Genomic DNA, 21,436 nt, shown 5'->3' with positions numbered 1-21,436 from the left:
GATATTCGCCAGTCGCATTACCGCTGCCAATATGCCACCGAATTATGAAAAAGCCCGCTTACAAGCATGAGGTATTCCGGCAGGATGCCGTCCTTGCCCCACAGGAGCCTTATTCCGAAAAGTTCCGAAAGGGTACGACCGATATCGAAACCGAATGCCTCAAGCGACGGGCGCACTTTGTCGGGGTGCAGGCAGGGGCGGTTGCGTTTGCGGGTGCATTCGGAGCCACTGCAATACAGGCATTTTCCGACATAGGCAAACCCACGACCTCCATATTTCCGTTCCATTTCCAATAGTTCCTTTTCTATCCTGACCCGTTCCGGCCTGATAAATTCCTGCGTCATCTCCACCGGAATATCATTTCGGTCAGGTATAATCTTCGTCGCCATAAGGTGTGCATATTTATATTGGCGCAAAAATTCGTCGGTATCGAAATCAAAAGGAGGACACCCCCAACTGCAGCCAAAGTTAGGACACTTTTCACACAGTTCGATGAAACGAGCCTCGTCGCGGAAGCGTTCGATGTATTCATCTACGCCTATATCAGCCGTAAAATATTCTATCGTATATTCTGTTGTCACGACCGTACTTTTATAACTGCTGCAGCATCGAATGATACGCATTGATTCTTGAACAGTCGTTCGATGCAGCCGCTCCGCCGCATCTCGTCGGTCGGCAGGCATACCAGCTGCGGCGGGTCGATGAGGGCGATGCTGTCGGCAAGCGACAGGGCGATGTCGAGTTCGTGGGTCGAAAAGAAGATGCACTTGCCCTCGTCGTGCGCCAGCCGAGCCAGCAGCGAGCAGAGTTCGTAGCGGTTGGGCAGGTCGAGAAACGAGGTGGGTTCGTCCAATAGGATGACGGGCGTGGACTGCGCCAGTGCGCGGGCGATCATAATGCGCTGGCACTCGCCGTCCGACATCTTGTCCATTGTTCGCCGAGCATAATCCGACATTCCCACCGAGGCGAGCGACCATGCCACAATCTCCCTGTCGGCATCTTGCATCCGTCCGATCCAGTTGGTATAGGGAGCACGGCCGACGGCCACCACGTCCTCGCATTTAAGGTTGGCGATACGCGTGCGCTCGGTCGTAACGAATGCCAGCGTCTTTGCCATTTCGTCGGCTCTCATGTCAGAAATATCGCGTCCGTCGAGCAGTATCTCGCCCGTATAGCGGCGGTTGAGTCCTGCTATGGCTCGGAGCAGCGTCGACTTGCCCGTGCCGTTGCGGCCGATAAGCGCTGTCAGCGAGCCTTTCGGGATAGCGGCCTCCACTTCGTGGAGCAGCGTGCGCTCTCCATAGCCGATGGAAAAATCGTGCAGTTGTATCATGCCGTAAAGGATTTGTTGCGCAATACCACCCACACCACGATCGGGATACCCAACAATGCGGTGATGGCGTTTATCGGCAGGGTGAAGAACTTGGAAACGAGGTCGCAAAGGAGCAGCACCGCCGCACCTGAAAGAATCGTTCCCGGTACCAACACGCGGTGATCGCCGTTGCGAAAGAGCATCCGTGCGACGTGGGGCATGGCCAGCCCGATGAAGCCTATCGGTCCGCAGAAAGCGGTTACCGTTCCGGCAAGCAGCGTCGTCGAGAGAAAGAGCAGTCCGCGCGAGCGGCGGATATTCAGCCCCATGGTCACGGCGTACTCCTCGCCGAAGAGCAGCAGGTTGAGCGGTTTGATAGTCCATACGGCCAGCAGCAATCCGACAACGATTGACGGCACAAGGATAGTAAGCTGTTGCGCCGTCACGTCGCCCAGCGACCCCATCGTCCAGATGACAAAGGCTTTCAAAGCCTCTTCGCGGCTCAGGTATTGCAGGATCTGCACGACCGCCCCGACACCCGACGAGAACATCATGCCGAGGATCAGGATGACCATGATGTCCTTGATGCGGTGGCCTACGGTGGCGATTACCAGCAGCACGGCAGCCGCACCTATCCAAGCAGCAGCGGCAACGCCTATCGACGAGCCGATGCCGGCAAGCACCACGAGCGCCACGCCGAGGCTGGCGCCCGAGCTGATGCCGAGCACATAGGGGCCTGCCAACGGATTGCGGAACAGCGTCTGCATCTGCAACCCGCTGACCGACAGCGCCGCGCCTGCCAGCAAAGCTACCACCGCCTTTATCAACCGGATGTTCACCACGATTTTCGCCGTGGCTTGCGGGCAATCGCCGCCCGTCAGGGCCGCCCACACGTCGGCAACGGGGATACGCACGGCACCGACGGCCAGATCCAGCAGAAAAAGACCGGCCGTAAGTGCAGACAATGCGGTAAAGGGTATGGCCGAGCGGGAGCGCATTTATTTCACACCTTTTTGAGTTACAAGGATATAGTCAAAGAAGTCGCCACATGTGACCACAATTTGGAAATTCCGTTCTCCTCCGGTGTTTTTGTCAACTTTTATAAGAAGTGATTTATTTGTCGGCTTTTCCAATGTCATCCATTCATAAGTTCCAAGTTCACCGGTAGTATGGATGTCTCCGTTACCTTTGTACCAAATGTCTGATTGAGGAATCTTAACTCCAGACAACCACCAAAGGCCTTCCGAATTAATGACTTCGCTTCCTTCGTCAGAACCAAAGACTATTTCATGCTTTGAGAGTTTGATGTCATCATCCCAATCCCCATCCTTTCTCGTAAGGCTATTTTCCTCATGAGAACAAGACAGAAACAGCAATGATAGTAGAGTCATCATAAGATATCTATCCATATGTTACAAAGGCTTTATATCAAGAATCATTTGTATATTAACATTGAAATTGTAATTGACTGAAGAATTCTGGTCCCCATGTTCAACTAATTCAGGCCCATTTACGGGAGCTAACGAAAAGTGCTTATACCAACCATTGGCACTTCCTTCCCATCCCCAATTACAATAGAAATAGATAGCATGAGTTTCCATTAATCGCCCCGGCATTACGTATTTCATCCAAATATCCATAGCCCCATCAATAATCCAAGCATGACCTCCAGTATAACGCCCATAATCATCTGAGCCTGTATTACCTCTCATATATATTGGATTAAACGATTCTGAATAATGTGCTACAATTTTATCTTTATCGTATGTTTCTAATTCTCCACATGAATATCCTAATGATCTCAGAGTTTTAGGTACATTAGTAGATAGAGCACCACTTAAAAGAATACCATAATCCATATCTAAATATTTAGACCCTCCAAGACGATATAAGAACAAAGCCAAATCCGATTGCCCATTCTCTATTGCTGTCCAATTTAGGGGTTCCCCATCAATAAAATCGGGATGTTGATGATGAGCCATAATTAAACCGGTAGCTACCGCAACGCATCCAACAAGAGTCTTGGTCCCAGATATGGTAGGACAATAATAATTAAACGGAGTGCTTTGTCCCCAAAGTCGGTTTTTACCATATGGACCCCGTTTGTAAGAAAGGGCAATATCTGTTATTTGGTAAGGACTATTTATATTACCATCGACTTCCGGAATAGAAGCCCGTGAATTAGATTCATTAGAATTAATTTTTGTGGTAATTTCAGATTTCAGGCTATTGATATACAATGCTAAACCTTTGTTTTGGATAGTATCAGACAGATCAAAATTACCCTCTGTAGAGATCGCGTATATCGGATCCAATCTATAATCTGCCCCCAGTAATGCAAAACCGTCATCATAATTAACGATATATATCGCAGTGTCAGCGTTTACGTGAGAAGAACGAGAAGAAATGGTATTGCTAATAGAAAGAATTTGTATATTCTTTACAGATTTAAGAGATGATGCTCTTGAAACAGAAGCACCATTAATGCAGTCAAGAACCTTTTCGACATTTTTTAGTGCATCTTCAAGAGGAATAACATAAGAGACCTCATTATTATCATTTGAAATCGTTTCAACTCTCTGCTCATCTAAGAAATCTGTTGTTGAGCAACTTTGTAGCAAACAAATAATGGCTACAATAAAAAGTTTCACTTTCATAATTTGATGTATTTAAAATTAAAATAATTGCTTGTAATAGACGAACGGTTCCTCCACCAGTTCGGGGTGGAAGATCTTTATCAGGTCGCGCAGCACGATGTCCGGATTCACAACTGCCGATTCCCAGTAGTCGTTGCCCCCGGCGGCGTTGATACGGGCGTTATTGTTATACACGAAGCCGTTCCGGACGCAGCGGATGTCGGCGAACTTCGGGCAGGCGGCCTTCAATTCGTCGAGCGTGTTCGCCATGCCGACATTCAGCCACACGTCGGCGTCCGATGCCAGCAGGTAAGCCTCCTCCATATCGATGGACGTCGAGGCGTTGCCCGTGTTCTTCTTGTAGATGTAATCGCCACCCGCATCCGTAATCAGCCGCACGGCATAGCTCCCGGTCGAGGGCATGAACCACGAATCGCCGTAGGGCGTATTGAGCATCACCGACGGGGCGTCGAGGGCGTTGTCCGCCACCCGCTGTTTCAGAGCGTTGTACCGGACGGGAATTTCCACGAAGACCTTTTCGCCCTCCGCACGCCGGCCTACGACCTCCGAGAGTGCCACTAACCACTCGGCCTTGCCTAACGGAGACTCCTCCAAGTAGTCGCCGACATAAAGAAACGGGATGCCTGTCTCTTTCAGTTTGCCTTCCGCCGAGCTCGCCCCGTTCACGCCGAAGAGCAACACCAGGTCGGGGTCGAGCGACAGCAGCAGCTCGTAGTTGATGTTCCCCTCGTAGCCGACATCGCCTATACTGTCGCGGCGTGCCTGAATATCGGGATTGGAGATGTAGTCGATGCCCGACACGCCGACCACGCGCCCGGCTTCGCCGATGGCATCGAGCATGGCGATATGGGTCGAGGACACGCAGACGATACGTCCGGCATCGCCTTCTAGTACCTGCCCCTCGAATCCCTCGGGTGCGGTCTCGCCGTCGCGGGCGATGAAGAGGGCTGTTTCGACACCCTCGGCACCCTGCCACGGATTCGTAACGGTGAGCAATACGCTCTGCCTGCCGTCGGCGCCTTTGACATCGAAGCCCGAGGCGTATCCGGGCGTATAGACTGACCGGTTGAAATCGGTGAGGTTGGAACTTTTGTTGCGACAGCCTGCCAATGCCAGCGCAAGCAGCAGTATCAGGCTCAGGTTTTTCCATGTTTTCATATCGTTGCGGATTTTCGTTTACTGTTTTTTCTTGTTTTTATCGAACTTCGGGGTGATGCCGATGAACAGCTCGAAGTTGATGCCTGGCATCGGGCGCGAGAGCACCGAGAGATAATCCTCGTTGAAGAGGTTGTTGACGGCGAATTTCAGTTGCAGATCCAAGGGCTTGAACGAAAGCCCCTTTTCGAGCGAGATGTTGCTCATGAAATACTCCGGCAGGTGTCCCGTCAGCGTGTAGTCGTTGCTCGACATGGTGAAACGCTCCGAGTAATAGGCCCACTTGTAGAGGAACGCCCACGAGCGCCATGAAAGGCGTCCCGTCAGCGAGGCGGAATGTTCCGGAACGTAAGGCAGCTGTTTACCTACCGACTGGTCGGCCGGCGACATCTTCTCGCCCTCGTTGATGGAGGGCGTCCACGAATAGGAGCCGTTCAGGTCGATAAGCCAATCCTTGGCCGGTTGCACGGCAAGGTTCGCCTTGACCTCGACACCGTAGGCGTGCACTTTCTTCACGTTGCGCGGCGAGAAGAAACCCTTGGTCGTGGGTAGCCAGATGATCCAGTCGTCGATGTAGGAATCGAACCAGTTCGCGCTGCCGCTCAGTTTGTAGATACTCTTTTTGCCGACCTCGAAACTGACGCCCGCGTCGTAGCTGAATCCGTGCTCGTTTCTCAGGTCGGGATTGCCGCCCGGCAGGAAGTAGAGGTCGTTCAGTGTCGGGAAGCGGTAGTTGCGCGATACGGAGGCCTTGGCGACAATGTTTCCCTTTTTCGACAAGATGCCGTCGATGAAAAATGCGGGGATAAGCGGCACCCACTTATCGCCGTACATCTCTTCGCGCAGCACCACCGACAGCCCCATGCGGTCGATGGGCTGCCATTTGGCCGAAAGGGAGCCCGAGAGTTCCACGCGCCCCTTGTCGTAGCCCACGATGGCCTTGTTGCCGTCTTGCAGGATGATGTTCTTGTCCTCGCTGCGCACCAAATGTTGGTGAAGCGAAACGTTGGCAGTGAAGAACCACCGTTTCGAGGGGCTGTACTCGCCCTCCGCCTGACCGTAGAACGTGTTCACCTTGCTGCGCGAACGCGTCATGGAGGCCCAGTTGTCGGGGGCTACCTCCCGCTTGTAGTCGTAAGCCATCCACGTGTGGATATAGCCGCCTTTCACGCCGACTTTCCAGTTGCTTTTAATGTGGTCCCATGACACGACGCCGCGGAACGTCTGTTCCCGCTGGCGGTTCTCGAAATCGGTCGCGTCGCCGTAGTCGGTCGTGAGCATCGGCAGCTCCCGATTGGAATGGATGTACCAGGCGTTCAACCCCAGTTTGTCGCCTTTGCGCGTGTCGTAATACACCTCCTGCAACAGGTGCAGGTCCTTGAAAGCCCCGCTGCGGTTACGCTCCACGGGATGATACTGTCCGACGATGTTCTTGTCGTCGTCGTAGATGTTGATTTTCTTGTCGTGGTTGGTGTACTTGTAGTCGTTGGGCGACGAGGAGTAGACCGCACGGGTGGAGACGTGCCAATGGTCGCCGCCGTAGGTCAGGCGCAGGAACTCGTCGAACGTCTTGAACGAACCTACGCCCTGCACGTACTGTACGTTGAAGCCCTCGCCTACATGGGGCGTCGTGGCAAGTTTGACGAGGCCGCCGATACCGCCGCCCGTCTCGTTCACCGACGAGGTGCCGTGAAGCAGCGACGCCTGGTCGATGAAATAGGACGGTATGGTGGAAAAGTCGGTCATGCCGAGCATGGGATTGTTGATGCGCATGCCGTTCCATGTCACCTGCGTGTGCGAGGGCGACGTGCCGCGGAAAGCGACCGTCGAGAGCGTCGCGCGTCCGTAGCTCTTGACGAAGACCGACGAATTGAACGTCAGGATGTCCGCCATCGAGAGGGCGATGTTCTCCTTGAGCGCGACCGAATCGAACTTCGTCTTCTGCACGCCGATGTCTTTCATCGGCCGATGACCGATGACCGTGACTTCGGGGATGGTCAGATGCCAGGCCGATTTCTTCTTGCTTTCCGTTTGCTGCGCAAAGAGTGCGGCGGGGAGACAAACAGCCAAAGCGAATAACAGATATAGTCTTTTCATATTGCCTCCTTTTTTATTTCCAGCAGAACGCACCGGGGATGATGCCGACATAAAATTCGTCGAGCAGTTCGCCGTCGGGCGAATAACGGTATATCTTGCCCTGCTGCTGGTAGTCGATGGCGTCTGCTATATACACCTCCCCGTTGGCGGGGTTTACCGTCAGTCCGTAATAAATCGTGCCGCTGTATTCAAGGAACGGGCGCACCGGCACACGGGCGGCGTTCACGTCCATGCACCAGATGTCCTTGTTGATCCAGTAGAGCTTGTCCCGCTCGCCGTTGAGCTGCACTTCCGAGGGCCAGTCGCCCAATTTGAACTTGAACTGCTTCTCCACGGTGAACGTCTCGGCGTCAATGCGGTAGAGCGACGGGGCTTCGTAGCCGTAGGGGCTGCCCTCGTAACCGCCGTCGGTGACCGTCCACATCTTGTTATTGCAGTCCATGACCAGCGATGTGGGCTGGATGCCGACTTTCAGTTCGTCGACCACTTGGTCGGTCTCGGTGTCGATTTTGATGATGCGGTTCTGGTACGACCAGCAGTTGCAGTAGACGTACTTGCCGTACTGCACCATCTGTTCGGTCGAGCCGCTCTCCATCGTCATGTCCGGCACCTGAATGTAACCGGTTATTTCGTATTTCTTCGGATTGATGATGAAGATGCGGTTGTCCCACAGTTGGGTGACGTAGGCTTTCTCATCCGAGAGGAAGTGGATATAGCGCGGCGAGGTGAGGTTTTCGATGCGTCCCACCTCCTTGAAGGTGTTCAGGTCGATGGCGAAGATGACGTGGGAGTTGTTCACCACCACCCAGCCCTTGCCGTCGTGGATGCACATCGACTGCGCCACGTCGCCGAGCTTCATGCCGTTGGCGCGGAAAAAGATTTCGTTCTGCACCGTTTTGGTCGCGGGGTCGTAGTAGCTGAGTGTGGCGTTGCCGTACTGGAAATTGCCCTCGTTGGTGATGAACAGTCCTGCTCCGGAGGCATTGAACTCCTCCACCGCATCGCCGTAGTCCCACTTCATGCAGGAGGCGAGAGACAGCGACACAATTGCGCTCCACAGCAGGTATTTCAGTTTGTGACGGGTCATATCTTTATTGTTACGGTTAATCCCCGGTATGTGTACCTTACGGTATCCATACCGAGGATCGGCAGAAAATTTATTGTTCGGTTATCTATTCAGCCGGCTTGTACTTCCCGTCTTTCATGTCTTGGTAGGTGGGGTTGTAGCCACAATCCGTTACATCCCATTGAGATGCTTCTGTAAGAATGTTGTTCTCGAACAGATATTTGAAAGTACTGAAGTTGTTTATATCCCCTTGACCGCTTATGTTAATACTCTTTACCGATTTGAGACCGGAAAAATCTATGGATACTATGCCGTTTGGACCAAAAGCAGAGAAAGGGCATGTTATTGAAAGATCTCCGGATATGGATTCCACGTTAGGATAAGATATATTATTTGCCGTCATTCCAAACATAGCAACATCGGTAATGATATTGACGCCACCGTGTATTGTTTTTAATTTGGGGCATAAAATATTAGTTTTGTTAATATTAAATTCGGCCTGTGTGCTCCCTGCCTCTGTTCCAATACTTTCCAAATTAGAAAATTCGATGTCATCCTTGAGGGATGATGTAGTAACTGAACATGAACCGAGAATTCTCTTCAACAAAGGGAAGTCGATCTTATTTGCATTTATATTCTTTCCTAATGTTAAAGCACCTCCGATTTCCTGCAATTTAGGAAATTCGATTTCCGCTCCCGTATCAACAGAACCAGTATTCAAAGCAATGGTTATATCTCCTGCCACATTGACAAATGGCATAATGAACCTTTTGACATAAAAATAATCTTTACATTCAAAGTTACCTTGCATGTTCAAGATACCTTCCAGAGTAAATTCTGTCAATCGACAGTTTTTGGGAAGCAACAGCAAATTACCGTTAAATGTTTCCGATCCTACAATCTTATTTAATCGGTTACACTGTAAGGTAAGTGTATTCCCGTTAAAATTTATTCGGGACAAATCCAGCTCTTCAATGAGCAAATTGCTCAAAGTCATATTTCCAAATGCGTCCCTTAAAGCGGATATATTGAATTTATTGACTTTGTTTGCATCCACACTGAACTCTCCACAGGATGTAAGGCCGGGTAGCTCGATGGTGGATATTTCTTTGCAATTCTTTATAGTCAGACCTCCTGCCGAATATAATTCAGTCATTGCAATACTCCCGATTAAGGCCATATCGGTAAATGAGGCAGTACCTGCAACACTTTCTAATGCAGGCAGATAAATTCCTTGCAATTTGGGAAAATACTGTATTGTAAGTTCGTTCCCAACCCGTTTGAGCGCTGAAAAGACAATTGCTTCGGTTGTCGCTGATTCTTTTTGTATCACAGAACCCTTAACAATTAAGGAAGAACCGATAGATTCGACTGCATTTGCATCCAAATCGAGTAACGCGTCAGAGGTCACATACAGATCTTCGCCGATGGTTGTGACCTTAGGAATGGAAACTTTTTCAATGACGGAACTGTTAATAACAAAATCACTGACCACTCCAAGCAAGGAGGGTAGATTAACCGTTTTGAGCGTAGTATTTTTACTCGTAGAAATGATTGAGCCTAATTTGAAACTGCCGAGTTGCTCCAGATTGTCCAGTCCCGACAAATCGGCACCCTTGTAGGAGGGATTGAGAATAAGGGTGTTGCTTATCTGTTTCAAATTGGCGAGCCCTTCCAAATTGGTGATTTCTTCCCCGTCAGCCGTTCCGATGGTTAGGTTGCCGTCGATTCTATTTATTCCGGTCTCGGCAAAATTATCCACTTCGGCTTGTGTGGCGAGAACCACGCTGCCGCTCTGCTCGATGTCGGCATATCGGTATGTATAGGAAAATACTTTGCTTTCCTGCATTTTGGAGGTAACAACGAATTTCCATTCATTCTCCCAATCCTGTATGGTCGATGGGTTGGGGTTAATGGTGGCTCCTTCACTTAAAGTATAGGCTGCTGTTGCACCCTTCAAATCGGTGTTGTATGGAATCTCAACAGTAATCTTATCCCCGGCAATCGTGGCTTGATAAGTAATACCACCAACATTCAGGGCAAAATCGGAAATATAATGATCTTTACCCTCTATTCCGCTGAATTCCAGATCGTCATCACTGCACGCAGTAAAACAGAGTGCAGCGAAACAGAATAGGATGAAATAATATAGCTTGTTCATGATGGAATCTTATTTGTCATTATTGTTATTTTCGTCACAGAACTTGAATACTTCCGTGGAATTTTCACCTAACCAACCCGCTTTGACATTGACCCCGGTTTGCACCTTGATAAAATCGATATGGGTCAGATTCGCCGAGGTTCCGTCGATATTGACTGCATCGGAAATCTTGAAGAAGTTGCCGATTGCCGCCGCTCCGGGATTATTTTTGTCAGGCATATCATCGCCGATATTGTCGGCATATCCCCAGCCGAACGGATTATTGGACCACATTCCCGTAGTAGGACTTTGTTCCGTGCGCGCTTTCAGGCATGTGCCGTATAGCGTATAAGAATCCGCTTCAATCCACAAGGGGTAATAAAACTCTTGTGGATGATAGTTACCAAGACGGTCAATCGCACCCGTATTCCCCTTGTTGTCCTGCCATGGTGTATCCATATTGAGACCGGGTCGGAAATAAGTCACGGCATAATCCTGAATGGTTTCGGGTTTTCCATATTCCGAGCCTTTCAATTCATACCATTCATCGTTGGGCAATCCGTCCCCATTGACATCTTGCATAACCCAAACGATACCCGGTTCATTCGATGAATCGAAAGCATTCCCCTTGATCGAGAAATCATAACCGCCTTTATTTTCAATGCTGTGGTCGAATCCTACTACGATATATCCGCCCCAACCGCCGAGAGAAACGTATTTCTCATTATCGAGGCGTTTTTGGGCATAAGCACAAGCGGATTCATGTGTACGTTCTCCGTTGAATCCTGCCGTATTCGTTTCGTTTACGAATTGTCCGGGAGCAGGAACAAATTCGTATACCTTATTACTGTAAATGGAATTTCCGGCAGCAAACGCTCTTTTCTCGGTTGCTTCGCAACATTTCACCGGAATATCGACACTGACTTCATCTACGCCGGAGGCCGAAATATTCCGGGTAAGAACGGCTGCCTTCGTATCTTGATTATTGTATTTCACCGTAAAAGTAAGTGTGTATTCTCCGGTTTGGGTAGGTTTGAATCCGTATATCAACGCATTGGCTCCGTCGATTTCCTGTCCGTCCAAACTCCACTGGTAAGAAGGTTCGGCATTTACCGACACGTAGGGACGAATAAACAGGGTACGACCCAATTCTATATATTTCGTGTTATCTTCGGCAAAGTACAAAGATGACGGAATCTCTATTCCGATCGGAAGTTTATCGACCACCTCGATTGTGATTGTCTTTTCCGTTTTGCCGTCCTCATTCGTGACGGTCAGAGTCAGTTCATAAGTCCCCAGTTTATCCTGCTTGAACGTATAGGTATTTTCCGTGCCGACCTCTTTCCCGTCAAGAGTCCACAAGTATGTAGCTCCTTCAGCATTTTGAATGTCAGGGGTAAGGATGTATTCACGTCCCGCAACAACTTTGAGCCCCGTCGAGGGAGTTACCAATGAAATGACAGGAGGCGCCAGTTCATTGACTTTCACACGGATCTCCTCTTCCGCGCTGGCATCTCTCGTGTCCACCCGCAGGGTAACGTAATACGATCCGCATTCGTCGAAAGTGTATATCAGTTGCGGCTCATCGGAAATAATGCGGCCGTTGCATTTCCATGAATAAACGGCGTAATCGACATTTTGATAGGTCGGCTCGATAACGACCTCTTTTCCTATCTTTACCACGTAAATACCGTCCTCGCTGTCCAACTCGATAACAGGGGGAACGGTCACGTCTTGCGATATTTCTTCGTCCTTGTTACAAGAGAATAAAAATACCGCTATGGAGAATAAAAGCAAATACTTCTTCATGTTGATGATTTTAATCAATAAAAAATCCCTTGAAGAAAGTAGCTTGTCAATCTCCAGCGGGGATATAAAAAGGGGCAAACACTTTTATTTATCGTTAAAAAGCATTTGCCCCCGATTCATGTTAGTTTACAGTTACATCTATATCGTCTATGGCAACATAAGCCGGAGTATTCAGGCCGTACGTGCTTGAATCACTTCCTTCGAAGTTAATCGCAACGGTACACACACTATCTCCTAAACCGCTTAAATCCACCTGATTCCAACCCATGCGGATTTGATTCGTCAAGCCTGATTCCGTATTTTTGCTTGAATCAAAGTTTGCCAAATAATATTCGACTTTCTTACCGGTAGGTTGTCCTTCTGCATTCAAAGCAACAAATACCACTTTGAACCATCCGTTTTGTTCTTGCAAAGAACCTTGGGTAAACGAGTTCCCATCCTTCATGACCAGATAAGCATAAGTCGTGTTGCAGACCCAAAGACTATTGAATCTTCCGGTTTTTGCCATTCCAGTTACAGCACGATTAGGGATTGTAACTTTGTATCCAGTTGAATCAGTCAGATATATCTTGGCACACTTGTCATAGGTTGTTTGTGAATCATTATATGAATCGCTATAACCGAAAGCTACAGCGAAATTATTACCGCTATGACCACCGTTAGGCCAATACACGCTACATTGATTCTGGTAGTCACCTTGTGTCATGTTATGAAAATTGGAAATAGCAAAGCCTCCATTCCAATACTCATATTGCCAAGGTTGTCCGGTAACCCATTCCTGTTTCAAATAATTAATCGGGAATTGAATATATGTGTCGGTTTCTCCGATTCGAGCGATGTAGCCGGTCGTTACCTGATTTCCATCTGCGGTTGCCGAATAGAGGTTGGCTCCATACTGGTCGGAAGCCATTACATTTTCGGATGCGTTATCAAAATTGATAATCGCATTGGTAGAACTCATAGCGCGGGTTTGAATCGCACTCTCTTCATACGGAGTAAGGAAGTCATCATCGGATGAACATCCCGTAAACACGGCCGCGGCAACTGCTACAGCTGCCATTGCCATAAATCTAAAATTCTTTTTCATAACTCAATTATTAAAAGTTAAACAAAAAAGTTTAAGCACACATTCGTTTTCTTTGCGATAGATTTGCAACGAATGAGAAATCGGTTATCAAAAAGAATGCAGGTAATCTTTGGAGGAGCCTCTGTTCATTTTGATTTAATGCCAATTATCCCGTGGTCACTAATCATATCTCATCAAGCAGGTCTTCTGGCTCATCCCGCTTATCGCGCCTTCCCAGCTTTCACCAGTGGCAAAGAGTGCGATAAACTTTAATAGGACTTACAGCTGCGAGTACAGCTCCGGATTCTCACCGGTATTCCCTTTTAATTCCAATCGACACTTCGATAGGAAACTTGACAAATGCAAAGTTAAGAGTTATTTTTTATATAATCTTTTTTTTCTCCCTTTTTTTTGATAAGTAGTAAAATTACTAATAGCGAGAAATAAGATTATTCGGCCGATTTATCTTATATTTACCGCAGAAAACAAAAAAAACAAGATGACAAAAGACAAATGGCTGGGACATGGAGCAATACTGGCTACGAATCTGATTTTCGGCTTAAATACGCCCATAGCGAAAACCATTGTCCCGGAATGGATCAGTCCGTATGCTCTTACCTTTGTAAGGATGGTTTTTGCTACCCTTGTTTTTTGGGGTATCGGCTTACTGGCTCCGAAAGAAGAAGTCGGAAAACGGGATCTATGGACGATCTTTGGGGGTGCCTTATTCGGTCTGGTAGGGGCACAAGTATCTTTTGCCAATGCCCTTCTGTACACCTCACCGGTCAATATTACCATCATTGCAGCCATGACCCCGCTCGCGGTTATGCTGATCGCAGCCCTGATATTAAAAGAGCCCGTCACATTCAAAAAAGCTGCCGGAGTTTTGATCGGAGCATCGGGTGCCTTACTGATCATTTTTCAATCGTCGGCTATAAATACCGATTCATCCGGCAATTGGATAGGTAACCTACTTTGCATCGTTAATGTAATCACTTATGCCATCTATTTAGTCATCACCCGTCCTATCTCACAACGTTATTCCGCCATCACTCTGATGAAATGGATGTTTTTATTTTCAGCCCTTATCTCTTTTCCTCCCGGTATTTCCGATCTGCCGGAAGCTAAAGTCTTCGGCACAGAAAGCAACCCATTCGTTATCCTGAAACTGAGTTATATAGTCATTATGGCAACCGGCATCGCTTACTTCCTGGTTCCTATGGCTTTGAAACGAATTCGTCCCACTACAGCCAGTATGTACAACAATTTACAGCCGATCATCGCTTCCATTATAGCGATTCTTATCGGACAAGATGTATTCAGCTGGGACAAACCGATCGCCGCTTTACTGGTATTTACAGGTGTGTACCTTGTGACACAAAGCAAAGCGAAAGAAGAAGTAAAAGGTATAAAGTAAAAAGTAAAAGGTGGAAAATCGATCTCTCCACCTTTTTCTTTTTACTTTATACCTTTTACCTTACTCATTTCTGATTCAGATAGGCATCGAGCATCCACAACAGCTTTTCCTGACTTGAAACATAAGAAGAAAACACATCCTGAGTCCCATCGTCCCCAATCTCTGCAGCGACACTCAAAATTTCACGTTCCTGTTTCAACAATACCTGCACATCCTCTACAACAGCCCGCAAACAAGCATCTCCGTCAGTAACATTTTCTTTAGCTTTCAAAGTAGCCACTTTAGTATAAGCTGCATAAGAATGCAAAGGTACACCACCTAAAGTAAGAATACGTTCAGCAATTTCATCTACCTTTTCGATAGCATCGTTGTACAACTCTTCAAATTTAGCATGCAGAACGAAGAAACGGTTACCTCTGACGTTCCAATGAAATCCACGCAGATTCTGATAATAAATCTGATAGTTGGCTAACAACTCATTTAAAAGGTTTACTACTTGTTGAGCATTCTCTGAATCCAATCCGATTAAATTTTTCGTTTTCATAATTCTTATTTTTAATTGATTTCTACTATTTCTTATTTCTTTGATACAAATATATAACCGCTTAAATTATAAATCAAATCAATAATATTTACAACACAATTCAAATAATCTATAATTATTCATAATCAATACATTAAACACAACAAAACCACTAAAACAAATCCATTTTTTTTCAAACCACAAAAAAATCGGCATTTCCATTCAAAATGTTTCCCGGAAGGAGCAGGTTATTTAAAATATTCTTTCTAATTTAAGGTCGGTAAAAAATGATCATCCACCGATGGTATATTTGTCGCTAATAAAATTGTTATAAATAAATCTATAAATTATGGAAAAACAAGCCGCTTTGGATCTGCTCGAATTTATACACGAGAGTCCGACCAACTTCCATGCTGTCCTCAGCATCAAACAACGCCTTCAGGCTCATGGTTTCAAACAGCTTTTTTCAGGAGAAGCCTGGCATATCGAACACGGGGGTAAATATTTCGTGACCAAGAATCATTCTTCTTTATATGCTTTTATTCCGGGCAACGGTAATTTGGCAGAAGAAGGCTTTAAACTGATTTGTGCACATAGTGATTCTCCGACTTTCCGGATCAAACCCCATGCAGAAATGCCGGTGGAAGGGAAATACCTGAAACTGAACACAGAAGTTTACGGAGGCCCGATCATGTATACCTGGTTCGACCGGCCTCTGTCTATGGCCGGACGGGTCATGGTCAAGAGTGACAAACCCCTTAAACCGGCCACTCAATTCATCAATTTCGACCGGCCGTTGCTTGAAATACCCCATATCGCCATCCATTTCAACCGGGCAGTAAACGATCAGGGTAATCCGCTCAGCAAGCAAAGAGATATGCTTCCTGTCATAGCCATGATCAACGAGACTTTCGAAAAAGACAATTTCCTTCTGAAGCTTATTGCTCAGGAAATGAATATTCCGGCAGAAGATATCCTGGATTTCGACCTCACCTTATATGAATATGGTAAAGGAACTTTATTCGGACTAAACAACGAATTTATCTCTTCCGGCCGGTTGGACGACCTGGCTATGGTTCATGCAGGCCTGACGGCTCTTCTCGATTCCAAGCCATGTAATAAGACCAAAGTGTTAGCCATCTTCGACAACGAAGAAGTAGGCAGCGGCACCAAACAAGGTGCAGCATCACCGATACTGCGGACTATTCTGGAACGGGTAGCTTTCAACCAAGGTTATAAAATCGAAGAGCTCTACCGGGCCATACACAATTCTTTTATGATCTCGGCCGATATGGCTCATGCCTTGCATCCTAATTATCCCGAAAAACACGATCCGACCAACCATCCGATCATGAACCAGGGACCGGTAATCAAAATCAACGCAAACCAAAAATATATAACTGACGGTGATTCGGCAGCTGTATTCGCTACAATTTGTAAGATGGCCGGTGTACCTTATCAGACTTTTGTCAATCATTCGGATATGGCAGGAGGTTCTACCTTGGGAAATATCCTCCTGACGCAAATGGAAATGCGCGGAGTAGATATAGGTAACCCCATGTGGGCCATGCACTCTGTTCGTGAAACAGCCGGTGTGCTCGATCAGGATTATGTGATCAAAGCGTTTACGACTTTCTATAACATTTAAAATCAGGGACTACCTGAGGAGCTATCCCCACAAATCAAAAAGTCTGATTTGTGGGGATCAGTGTTTTAACCGGCAAGATCAAATTTTAATTTCACAATTGATTCTTCGGATGATTCTATTACCAATATTTTTTTAATTTTGTAATAAAGAAAATCAATTATAAAAATTATCACTTATAACGTCAATGGCCTGCGTAGTGCTTTATCGAAAGGATTTACGGACTGGCTGGCAGAAGAGCTACCGGATATTGTCTGTTTACAGGAAACGAAAGCCCAACCGGATCAAATTCCCACACTTGAATTCGAAGCTTTAGGTTATCGTTCTTTCTTTTTCTCAGCCGAGAAAAAAGGCTACAGTGGGGTAGCCATCCTGACTAGAATCACCCCCGATCATCTGGAATACGGAATGGGGATGCAGGAATACGATCGGGAAGGACGTTTCTTGCGGGCCGATTACGGCGACCTTTCTATTGTCAGTGTCTACCATCCTTCAGGCACCACCGGAGAGGAAAGACAAGCCTTTAAAATGAAATGGCTCGAAGACTTCCGGCATTATGTTATGAAACTCAGCAAAACCCGTAAAAAACTGATCCTTTGCGGGGATTATAACATCTGCCATCGTCCGATCGACATTCACGATCCGGTACGGAATGCCAACAGTAGTGGTTTCCTACCCGAAGAACGGGAATGGATGAGCCTGTTCCTGGAATCAGGATTTACCGATACTTTCCGGTATTTTCATCCCGAAGAACCTCATCAATACACCTGGTGGAGTTTCCGGGCGAATGCGCGGAACAACAATAAAGGCTGGCGTATCGACTACTGCATGGTCAGCCCGGAAGTCATCCCTCTGCTAAAAGATGCCTATATTCTACCCCAGGTAAAGCACTCGGACCACTGTCCGGCAGTCGTTGAATTGAAAGTACTCTAAAGTATGAGAAAAGTACGTTTCGGAATAATAGGTACCAATTTTATTACCGACTGGATTCTTGAAGCAGCCCGCGAAGAGTTGCGTTTCGAAGCCACGGCCGTCTGTTCGCGAAGCAGGGAAACGGGCCAGGCTTTTGCCCTTAAGCACGGCATACCACACCTCTTCACTTCGCCCGAAGAAATGGCAGCCAGTTCTTTAATCGATGCCGTATATATCGCTGTCCCTAATTCTTTACATGCGGCTTTGAGTATTCTTTTCATGCAACAAGGGAAACACGTCCTTTGCGAAAAGCCCCTGGCTTCTAATGCAAAAGAAGCCAGGGAAATGATTCGGGTAGCCCGGCAAAATGGCGTTACTTTGATGGAAGCCATGAAATCGACTCTTACCCCTAACTTCCGGCAACTTCGCCGGCATTTAGCGGAAGCAGGATGCTTAAGACGCTATTTTGCCAGCTATTGTCAATATTCTTCGCGTTATGACAAATTAAAAGCGGGAATTGTATTGAATGCTTTTAATCCCGAACTTTCGAACGGGGCTATGATGGATTTAGGAGTTTACACCGTATATCCCCTGGTCGTCCTTTTCGGCCGCCCTAAACGTATTAGCGCCACAGGATTGAAACTTTCGACAGGAGTAGACGGCCAAGGGGCTGTAAACTTCGAATACGAAAACCTGAATGCTACCGTTCTGTATTCAAAGATTGCAGATTCCTTTTTACCTGCAGAAATCCAGGGAGAAAAAGGAACTTTTATTTTAGATCGTATTCAAACCATCCGTGAAGTAAAATTTATCCCCAAAGGGGGACAAATCCAGGATCTTTCGGTCCCGGCCTCACACAACGAATATTATTATGAAATAGCGGAATTTATCGATCTGATAGAAAGAAGGCTATGCGAATCGACGATCAATAGTCATGATCATTCGCTCGCCACGCTTGAAATCATCGATGAAGTACGCAAACAATCAGGGATCATTTATCCTGCCGACAAATAACCATCATGAACAAAGCCAAAGTATATTTCACCAACCTGAGGACCACCCCCAACAGCAATCTGTTGGATAAAATGGAGCGTTTGGTCAGAAAAGCAGGTATTGCCGATATTTCATTCGAACAGCAGTTTACAGCAATAAAGATTCATTTCGGAGAACCCGGAAATCTAGCCTACATACGGCCCAATTATGCCGCCCGCCTGGTACAAGTTTTACGTTCTTTAGGTGCCAAACCTTTCCTGACAGATTGTAACACGCTTTATTCCGGACACCGGGCCAACGCCGTAGACCATCTGCAAAGTGCTATGGAAAACGGTTTCAATCCGATTTCCGCTCAATGCCAGGTAATCATTGCCGACGGACTTAAAGGGACGGAGTACAGGGAAATAGAAATCGGGGGAGAATATTGTCAGGCTCCGAAAATCGGAGCAGCGATTGCCGACGCGGATATCATCGTCACGATGAACCATTTTAAAGGACATGAACAGGCTGGATTCGGCGGAGCATTGAAAAACCTCGGCATGGGATGTGCCAGTGTAGGAGGGAAACTCGAACTTCATTCTGCTTCCCAACCCGTTATCGATAGCCAAAACTGTAAGAAATGCGGTATCTGCATCAAACATTGTGCCCACGAAGCCATCCACTTCGATGCACAACATATTGCAGAAATAGATTATTCACGTTGTGTCGGTTGTGGTCAATGCGTGGCACTTTGTCAATACGATGCCGCCGTGATGGGCGAAAGCGACACTTCCGAACGCCTGAATTATAAAATAGCAGAATACACACAGGCCGTACTAAAGGACAAACCTCATTTCCACATCAGCTTTATCATGAACGTATCCCCCGAATGTGATTGCTGGAATCACAATGATGCTGCTATTATTCCGGATCTGGGAATTTTGGCTTCGTTCGATCCGGTTGCGCTCGATAAAGCCTGTGCCGACCTGGTCATTGCAGCCCCTGTCATCGGAGGGAATAAACTCTCGGAAGCTCATCCCCATGAACACCTGCAAGGGACGGATAAATTCCATCTGATCCATCCCGATACCAATTGGCTGGCCGGACTTCAACACGCAGAAAAAATAGGGGTCGGGACACTCGATTATGAACTGATCTCCGTATGACCCGTTACGGTCGGACTGTAAAAAACGCCGAGGGATTATTCGGGACTTTGCCCCTTATGACATGAAAAAAACAGATTTTCCGATCGATCCCATCGCACCTCTTTAACTACGGGAAAAAAGAAAGGAAGCCTTTTTGACTTCCTTTTGTGGGCGCTGAGGGATTCGAACCCCCGACCCTCTGGGTGTAAACCAGATGCTCTGAACCAACTGAGCTAAGCGCCCGTGCGATCTTGTTCGATTGCGGGTACAAAAGTAGTGCTTTTTTCTTTCACTCCAAACAAAATGCTGTTTTTTTTCAAAATTATTTCAAATAATCGGCAAAGATTTCATCGAATAATTCCCCCCGGGTCAATTTCCCATCCTTTACACAAATCGATTCCACCCGGCCACGGGCACATAACTTATCATCCGACAGCCGATAAATATCTTCTAAAAACACCAGCTTAGCCCCTTCCCGGGATATATTCAATTTAACAGAAAAACGATTCCCGCTGATCAAAGACACTTTATAGTCGATCTCGACCCGGGCCACCATCGCATCGATACCTTGCTGATGTAATTCCCCGAAATTAGCACCGGCATGCTCCAAAAACTCATGACGGGCATGCTCCATATAATGCTGATAATTGGCATTATTCACCACCCCCTGCAAATCACACTCATAATCCCGGACTTTCATCTCCAATTCAAAAATATACTTTCTCATAACTTTCATTTAAAATCACAACAAAGATAAGGGTTCTTTTTCACTCATTCGGTTTATCTATATCAGCATAGAAACTATCGATCAAAAATATTTTATTTATCGACATAATTGATATATTTTTGTATCGAAAAGAAAAAACAATAACAATTTAAAAATAAAGATTATGCAAACAATTATCAATTCTCAGCTTCCTGAATTCAGTGTACAGGCATTTCAAAACGGTCAATTCAAAACAGTAACCGACAAAGATGTAAAGGGTAAATGGGGAATCTTCTTCTTCTATCCGGCCGACTTCACTTTTGTTTGTCCGACCGAATTGGTCGATATGGCTGAAAAGTACGAACAATTTCAGGCCATGGGTGTGGAGATCTACTCTGTAAGCACAGACTCTCACTTTGTACACAAAGCATGGCACGATGCTTCTGAAAGCATCCGTAAAATCAAATATCCGATGTTGGCAGACCCGACAGGAGCTTTAAGCCGTGCGTTCGGAGTCATGATCGAGGAAGAAGGAATGGCTTACCGGGGAACTTTTGTCGTGAATCCGGAAGGCCAGATCAAAGTTGTAGAAATTCATGACAATAACATCGGGAGGGACGCGAACGAACTTTTAAGAAAAGTTGAAGCGGCTCAATTCGTAGCCACTCATACCGGTGAAGTTTGCCCGGCTAAATGGAAAAAAGGTGAAGCGACCTTAAAGCCCAGTATCGACTTAGTCGGTAAAATTTAATCCCGGACTAATTTCAGGGTTTCAATGGTCCGACCGGTTGCTGAAAAGTCTGCCTGCCATTGA

Annotated in this window: 19 protein-coding genes, 1 tRNA gene and 1 riboswitch; of the genes, 6 read left to right on the top strand and 14 right to left on the bottom strand. The window is 46.9% G+C overall.

Features of this window, described 5'->3' with window-relative positions; translation table 11 throughout:
- Nucleotides 1-17: 17 nt before the first annotated feature.
- The 11 genes from ODOSP_RS13990 to ODOSP_RS13940 form a co-directional block, all read right to left on the bottom strand.
- Nucleotides 18-623 carry a DUF2284 domain-containing protein gene (locus ODOSP_RS13990; protein ID WP_049782981.1) on the bottom strand — a complete coding sequence of 202 codons (606 nt, stop codon included), beginning with the start codon at nt 621-623 and terminating at the stop codon, nt 18-20.
- The gene (locus ODOSP_RS13985) at nt 578-1,333 is read right to left on the bottom strand and encodes an ABC transporter ATP-binding protein (protein WP_013612954.1); all 756 of its coding nucleotides are present in this window, start codon (nt 1,331-1,333) and stop codon (nt 578-580) included. Before ODOSP_RS13985 ends, ODOSP_RS13990 begins: the two co-directional genes overlap by 46 nt.
- Nucleotides 1,330-2,310: a FecCD family ABC transporter permease gene (locus ODOSP_RS13980; protein WP_013612953.1), complete on the bottom strand. Its 981-nt coding sequence runs from the start codon at nt 2,308-2,310 to the stop codon at nt 1,330-1,332. The genes ODOSP_RS13985 and ODOSP_RS13980 overlap by 4 nt, the downstream gene beginning before the upstream one ends.
- The gene (locus ODOSP_RS13975) at nt 2,311-2,721 is read right to left on the bottom strand and encodes a BACON domain-containing protein (RefSeq protein WP_013612952.1); all 411 of its coding nucleotides are present in this window, start codon (nt 2,719-2,721) and stop codon (nt 2,311-2,313) included. It lies immediately after the preceding gene.
- A 3-nt stretch (nt 2,722-2,724) separates the two neighbouring features.
- On the bottom strand, nt 2,725-3,969 hold the full coding sequence (locus tag ODOSP_RS13970; protein ID WP_013612951.1) for a C10 family peptidase: 1,245 nt from the start codon (nt 3,967-3,969) through the stop codon (nt 2,725-2,727).
- Between the two features lie 18 nt (nt 3,970-3,987).
- Nucleotides 3,988-5,127 carry an ABC transporter substrate-binding protein gene (locus ODOSP_RS13965; protein ID WP_013612950.1) on the bottom strand — a complete coding sequence of 380 codons (1,140 nt, stop codon included), beginning with the start codon at nt 5,125-5,127 and terminating at the stop codon, nt 3,988-3,990.
- Nucleotides 5,128-5,145: 18 nt separating this feature from the next.
- Entirely contained in the window at nt 5,146-7,221 is a 2,076-nt protein-coding gene (locus ODOSP_RS13960) for a TonB-dependent receptor plug domain-containing protein (protein ID WP_013612949.1), read from the bottom strand.
- Nucleotides 7,222-7,234: 13 nt separating this feature from the next.
- Nucleotides 7,235-8,308 carry a glutaminyl-peptide cyclotransferase gene (locus tag ODOSP_RS13955; RefSeq protein WP_013612948.1) on the bottom strand — a complete coding sequence of 358 codons (1,074 nt, stop codon included), beginning with the start codon at nt 8,306-8,308 and terminating at the stop codon, nt 7,235-7,237.
- Between the two features lie 85 nt (nt 8,309-8,393).
- Complete coding sequence (locus ODOSP_RS13950; RefSeq protein WP_013612947.1) at nt 8,394-10,448, bottom strand: DUF4971 domain-containing protein; 2,055 nt, start codon at nt 10,446-10,448, stop codon at nt 8,394-8,396.
- A gap of 9 nt (nt 10,449-10,457) precedes the next feature.
- A complete protein-coding gene (locus tag ODOSP_RS13945; RefSeq protein ID WP_013612946.1) occupies nt 10,458-12,236 on the bottom strand; it encodes a PKD-like domain-containing protein in 1,779 nt (592 codons plus the stop codon).
- Nucleotides 12,237-12,357: 121 nt separating this feature from the next.
- Complete coding sequence (locus ODOSP_RS13940) at nt 12,358-13,323, bottom strand: DUF4465 domain-containing protein (RefSeq protein WP_013612945.1); 966 nt, start codon at nt 13,321-13,323, stop codon at nt 12,358-12,360.
- Between the two features lie 159 nt (nt 13,324-13,482).
- Nucleotides 13,483-13,674, bottom strand: a riboswitch (cobalamin riboswitch).
- Nucleotides 13,675-13,801: 127 nt separating this feature from the next.
- Here ODOSP_RS13940 and ODOSP_RS13935 point away from each other — a divergent pair.
- Nucleotides 13,802-14,719 (top strand): DMT family transporter, encoded by a 918-nt coding sequence (locus ODOSP_RS13935; RefSeq protein ID WP_013612944.1) that lies wholly within the window; start codon nt 13,802-13,804, stop codon nt 14,717-14,719.
- Nucleotides 14,720-14,783: 64 nt separating this feature from the next.
- Here ODOSP_RS13935 and ODOSP_RS13930 read toward each other — a convergent pair whose 3' ends face one another.
- Nucleotides 14,784-15,263 (bottom strand): Dps family protein, encoded by a 480-nt coding sequence (locus tag ODOSP_RS13930; protein ID WP_013612943.1) that lies wholly within the window; start codon nt 15,261-15,263, stop codon nt 14,784-14,786.
- 328 nt (nt 15,264-15,591) lie between these two features.
- On the opposite strand from ODOSP_RS13930, the gene ODOSP_RS13925 reads away from it, so the two are divergent.
- The 4 genes from ODOSP_RS13925 to ODOSP_RS13910 all read left to right on the top strand — a co-directional run bounded on the left by ODOSP_RS13925 (nt 15,592) and on the right by ODOSP_RS13910 (nt 19,937).
- A complete protein-coding gene (locus ODOSP_RS13925; RefSeq protein WP_013612942.1) occupies nt 15,592-16,890 on the top strand; it encodes a M18 family aminopeptidase in 1,299 nt (432 codons plus the stop codon).
- Nucleotides 16,891-17,049: 159 nt separating this feature from the next.
- Nucleotides 17,050-17,820, top strand: coding sequence for an exodeoxyribonuclease III (locus ODOSP_RS13920; RefSeq protein ID WP_041556873.1), 771 nt, complete (start codon nt 17,050-17,052; stop codon nt 17,818-17,820).
- Nucleotides 17,821-17,823: 3 nt separating this feature from the next.
- Nucleotides 17,824-18,813, top strand: a complete 990-nt coding sequence (locus ODOSP_RS13915; RefSeq protein ID WP_013612940.1) for a Gfo/Idh/MocA family protein — start codon at nt 17,824-17,826, stop codon at nt 18,811-18,813.
- Between the two features lie 5 nt (nt 18,814-18,818).
- Entirely contained in the window at nt 18,819-19,937 is a 1,119-nt protein-coding gene (locus ODOSP_RS13910; RefSeq protein ID WP_013612939.1) for a DUF362 domain-containing protein, read from the top strand.
- A 147-nt stretch (nt 19,938-20,084) separates the two neighbouring features.
- Here the strand turns inward: ODOSP_RS13910 and ODOSP_RS13905 are convergent.
- Both ODOSP_RS13905 and ODOSP_RS13900 read right to left on the bottom strand, forming a co-directional pair.
- Nucleotides 20,085-20,159, bottom strand: a tRNA-Val gene (locus tag ODOSP_RS13905).
- Nucleotides 20,160-20,238: 79 nt separating this feature from the next.
- Nucleotides 20,239-20,643 (bottom strand): acyl-CoA thioesterase, encoded by a 405-nt coding sequence (locus ODOSP_RS13900; protein WP_013612938.1) that lies wholly within the window; start codon nt 20,641-20,643, stop codon nt 20,239-20,241.
- Between the two features lie 163 nt (nt 20,644-20,806).
- On the opposite strand from ODOSP_RS13900, the gene ahpC reads away from it, so the two are divergent.
- Entirely contained in the window at nt 20,807-21,373 is a 567-nt protein-coding gene (ahpC, locus tag ODOSP_RS13895; RefSeq protein ID WP_013612937.1) for an alkyl hydroperoxide reductase subunit C, read from the top strand.
- The last annotated feature ends 63 nt before the right edge of the window (nt 21,374-21,436 follow it).

The organism is Odoribacter splanchnicus DSM 20712 (assembly GCF_000190535.1).
In the GTDB taxonomy this organism is placed as follows: Bacteria; Bacteroidota; Bacteroidia; order Bacteroidales; family Marinifilaceae; genus Odoribacter; species Odoribacter splanchnicus.
Note: the sequence above shows the minus strand (reverse complement) of the source record. Positions and strands in the feature narration are given on the sequence as shown.

What these genes read in the sequence shown, in the direction of transcription:
- ODOSP_RS13900 (WP_013612938.1), bottom strand. Translation starts at nt 20,643, where the DNA reads ATGAGAAAGTATATTTTTGAATTGGAGATGAAAGTCCGGGATTATGAG.
- ODOSP_RS13980 (WP_013612953.1), bottom strand. Translation starts at nt 2,310, where the DNA reads ATGCGCTCCCGCTCGGCCATACCCTTTACCGCATTGTCTGCACTTACG.
- ODOSP_RS13990 (WP_049782981.1), bottom strand. Translation starts at nt 623, where the DNA reads ATGCGTATCATTCGATGCTGCAGCAGTTATAAAAGTACGGTCGTGACA.
- ODOSP_RS13945 (WP_013612946.1), bottom strand. Translation starts at nt 12,236, where the DNA reads ATGAAGAAGTATTTGCTTTTATTCTCCATAGCGGTATTTTTATTCTCT.
- ODOSP_RS13925 (WP_013612942.1), top strand. Translation starts at nt 15,592, where the DNA reads ATGGAAAAACAAGCCGCTTTGGATCTGCTCGAATTTATACACGAGAGT.
- ODOSP_RS13960 (WP_013612949.1), bottom strand. Translation starts at nt 7,221, where the DNA reads ATGAAAAGACTATATCTGTTATTCGCTTTGGCTGTTTGTCTCCCCGCC.
- ODOSP_RS13955 (WP_013612948.1), bottom strand. Translation starts at nt 8,308, where the DNA reads ATGACCCGTCACAAACTGAAATACCTGCTGTGGAGCGCAATTGTGTCG.
- ODOSP_RS13970 (WP_013612951.1), bottom strand. Translation starts at nt 3,969, where the DNA reads ATGAAAGTGAAACTTTTTATTGTAGCCATTATTTGTTTGCTACAAAGT.
- ODOSP_RS13985 (WP_013612954.1), bottom strand. Translation starts at nt 1,333, where the DNA reads ATGATACAACTGCACGATTTTTCCATCGGCTATGGAGAGCGCACGCTG.
- ODOSP_RS13915 (WP_013612940.1), top strand. Translation starts at nt 17,824, where the DNA reads ATGAGAAAAGTACGTTTCGGAATAATAGGTACCAATTTTATTACCGAC.
- ODOSP_RS13935 (WP_013612944.1), top strand. Translation starts at nt 13,802, where the DNA reads ATGACAAAAGACAAATGGCTGGGACATGGAGCAATACTGGCTACGAAT.
- ODOSP_RS13950 (WP_013612947.1), bottom strand. Translation starts at nt 10,448, where the DNA reads ATGAACAAGCTATATTATTTCATCCTATTCTGTTTCGCTGCACTCTGT.
- ODOSP_RS13940 (WP_013612945.1), bottom strand. Translation starts at nt 13,323, where the DNA reads ATGAAAAAGAATTTTAGATTTATGGCAATGGCAGCTGTAGCAGTTGCC.
- ODOSP_RS13965 (WP_013612950.1), bottom strand. Translation starts at nt 5,127, where the DNA reads ATGAAAACATGGAAAAACCTGAGCCTGATACTGCTGCTTGCGCTGGCA.
- ODOSP_RS13975 (WP_013612952.1), bottom strand. Translation starts at nt 2,721, where the DNA reads ATGGATAGATATCTTATGATGACTCTACTATCATTGCTGTTTCTGTCT.
- ODOSP_RS13930 (WP_013612943.1), bottom strand. Translation starts at nt 15,263, where the DNA reads ATGAAAACGAAAAATTTAATCGGATTGGATTCAGAGAATGCTCAACAA.
- ODOSP_RS13910 (WP_013612939.1), top strand. Translation starts at nt 18,819, where the DNA reads ATGAACAAAGCCAAAGTATATTTCACCAACCTGAGGACCACCCCCAAC.
- ahpC (WP_013612937.1), top strand. Translation starts at nt 20,807, where the DNA reads ATGCAAACAATTATCAATTCTCAGCTTCCTGAATTCAGTGTACAGGCA.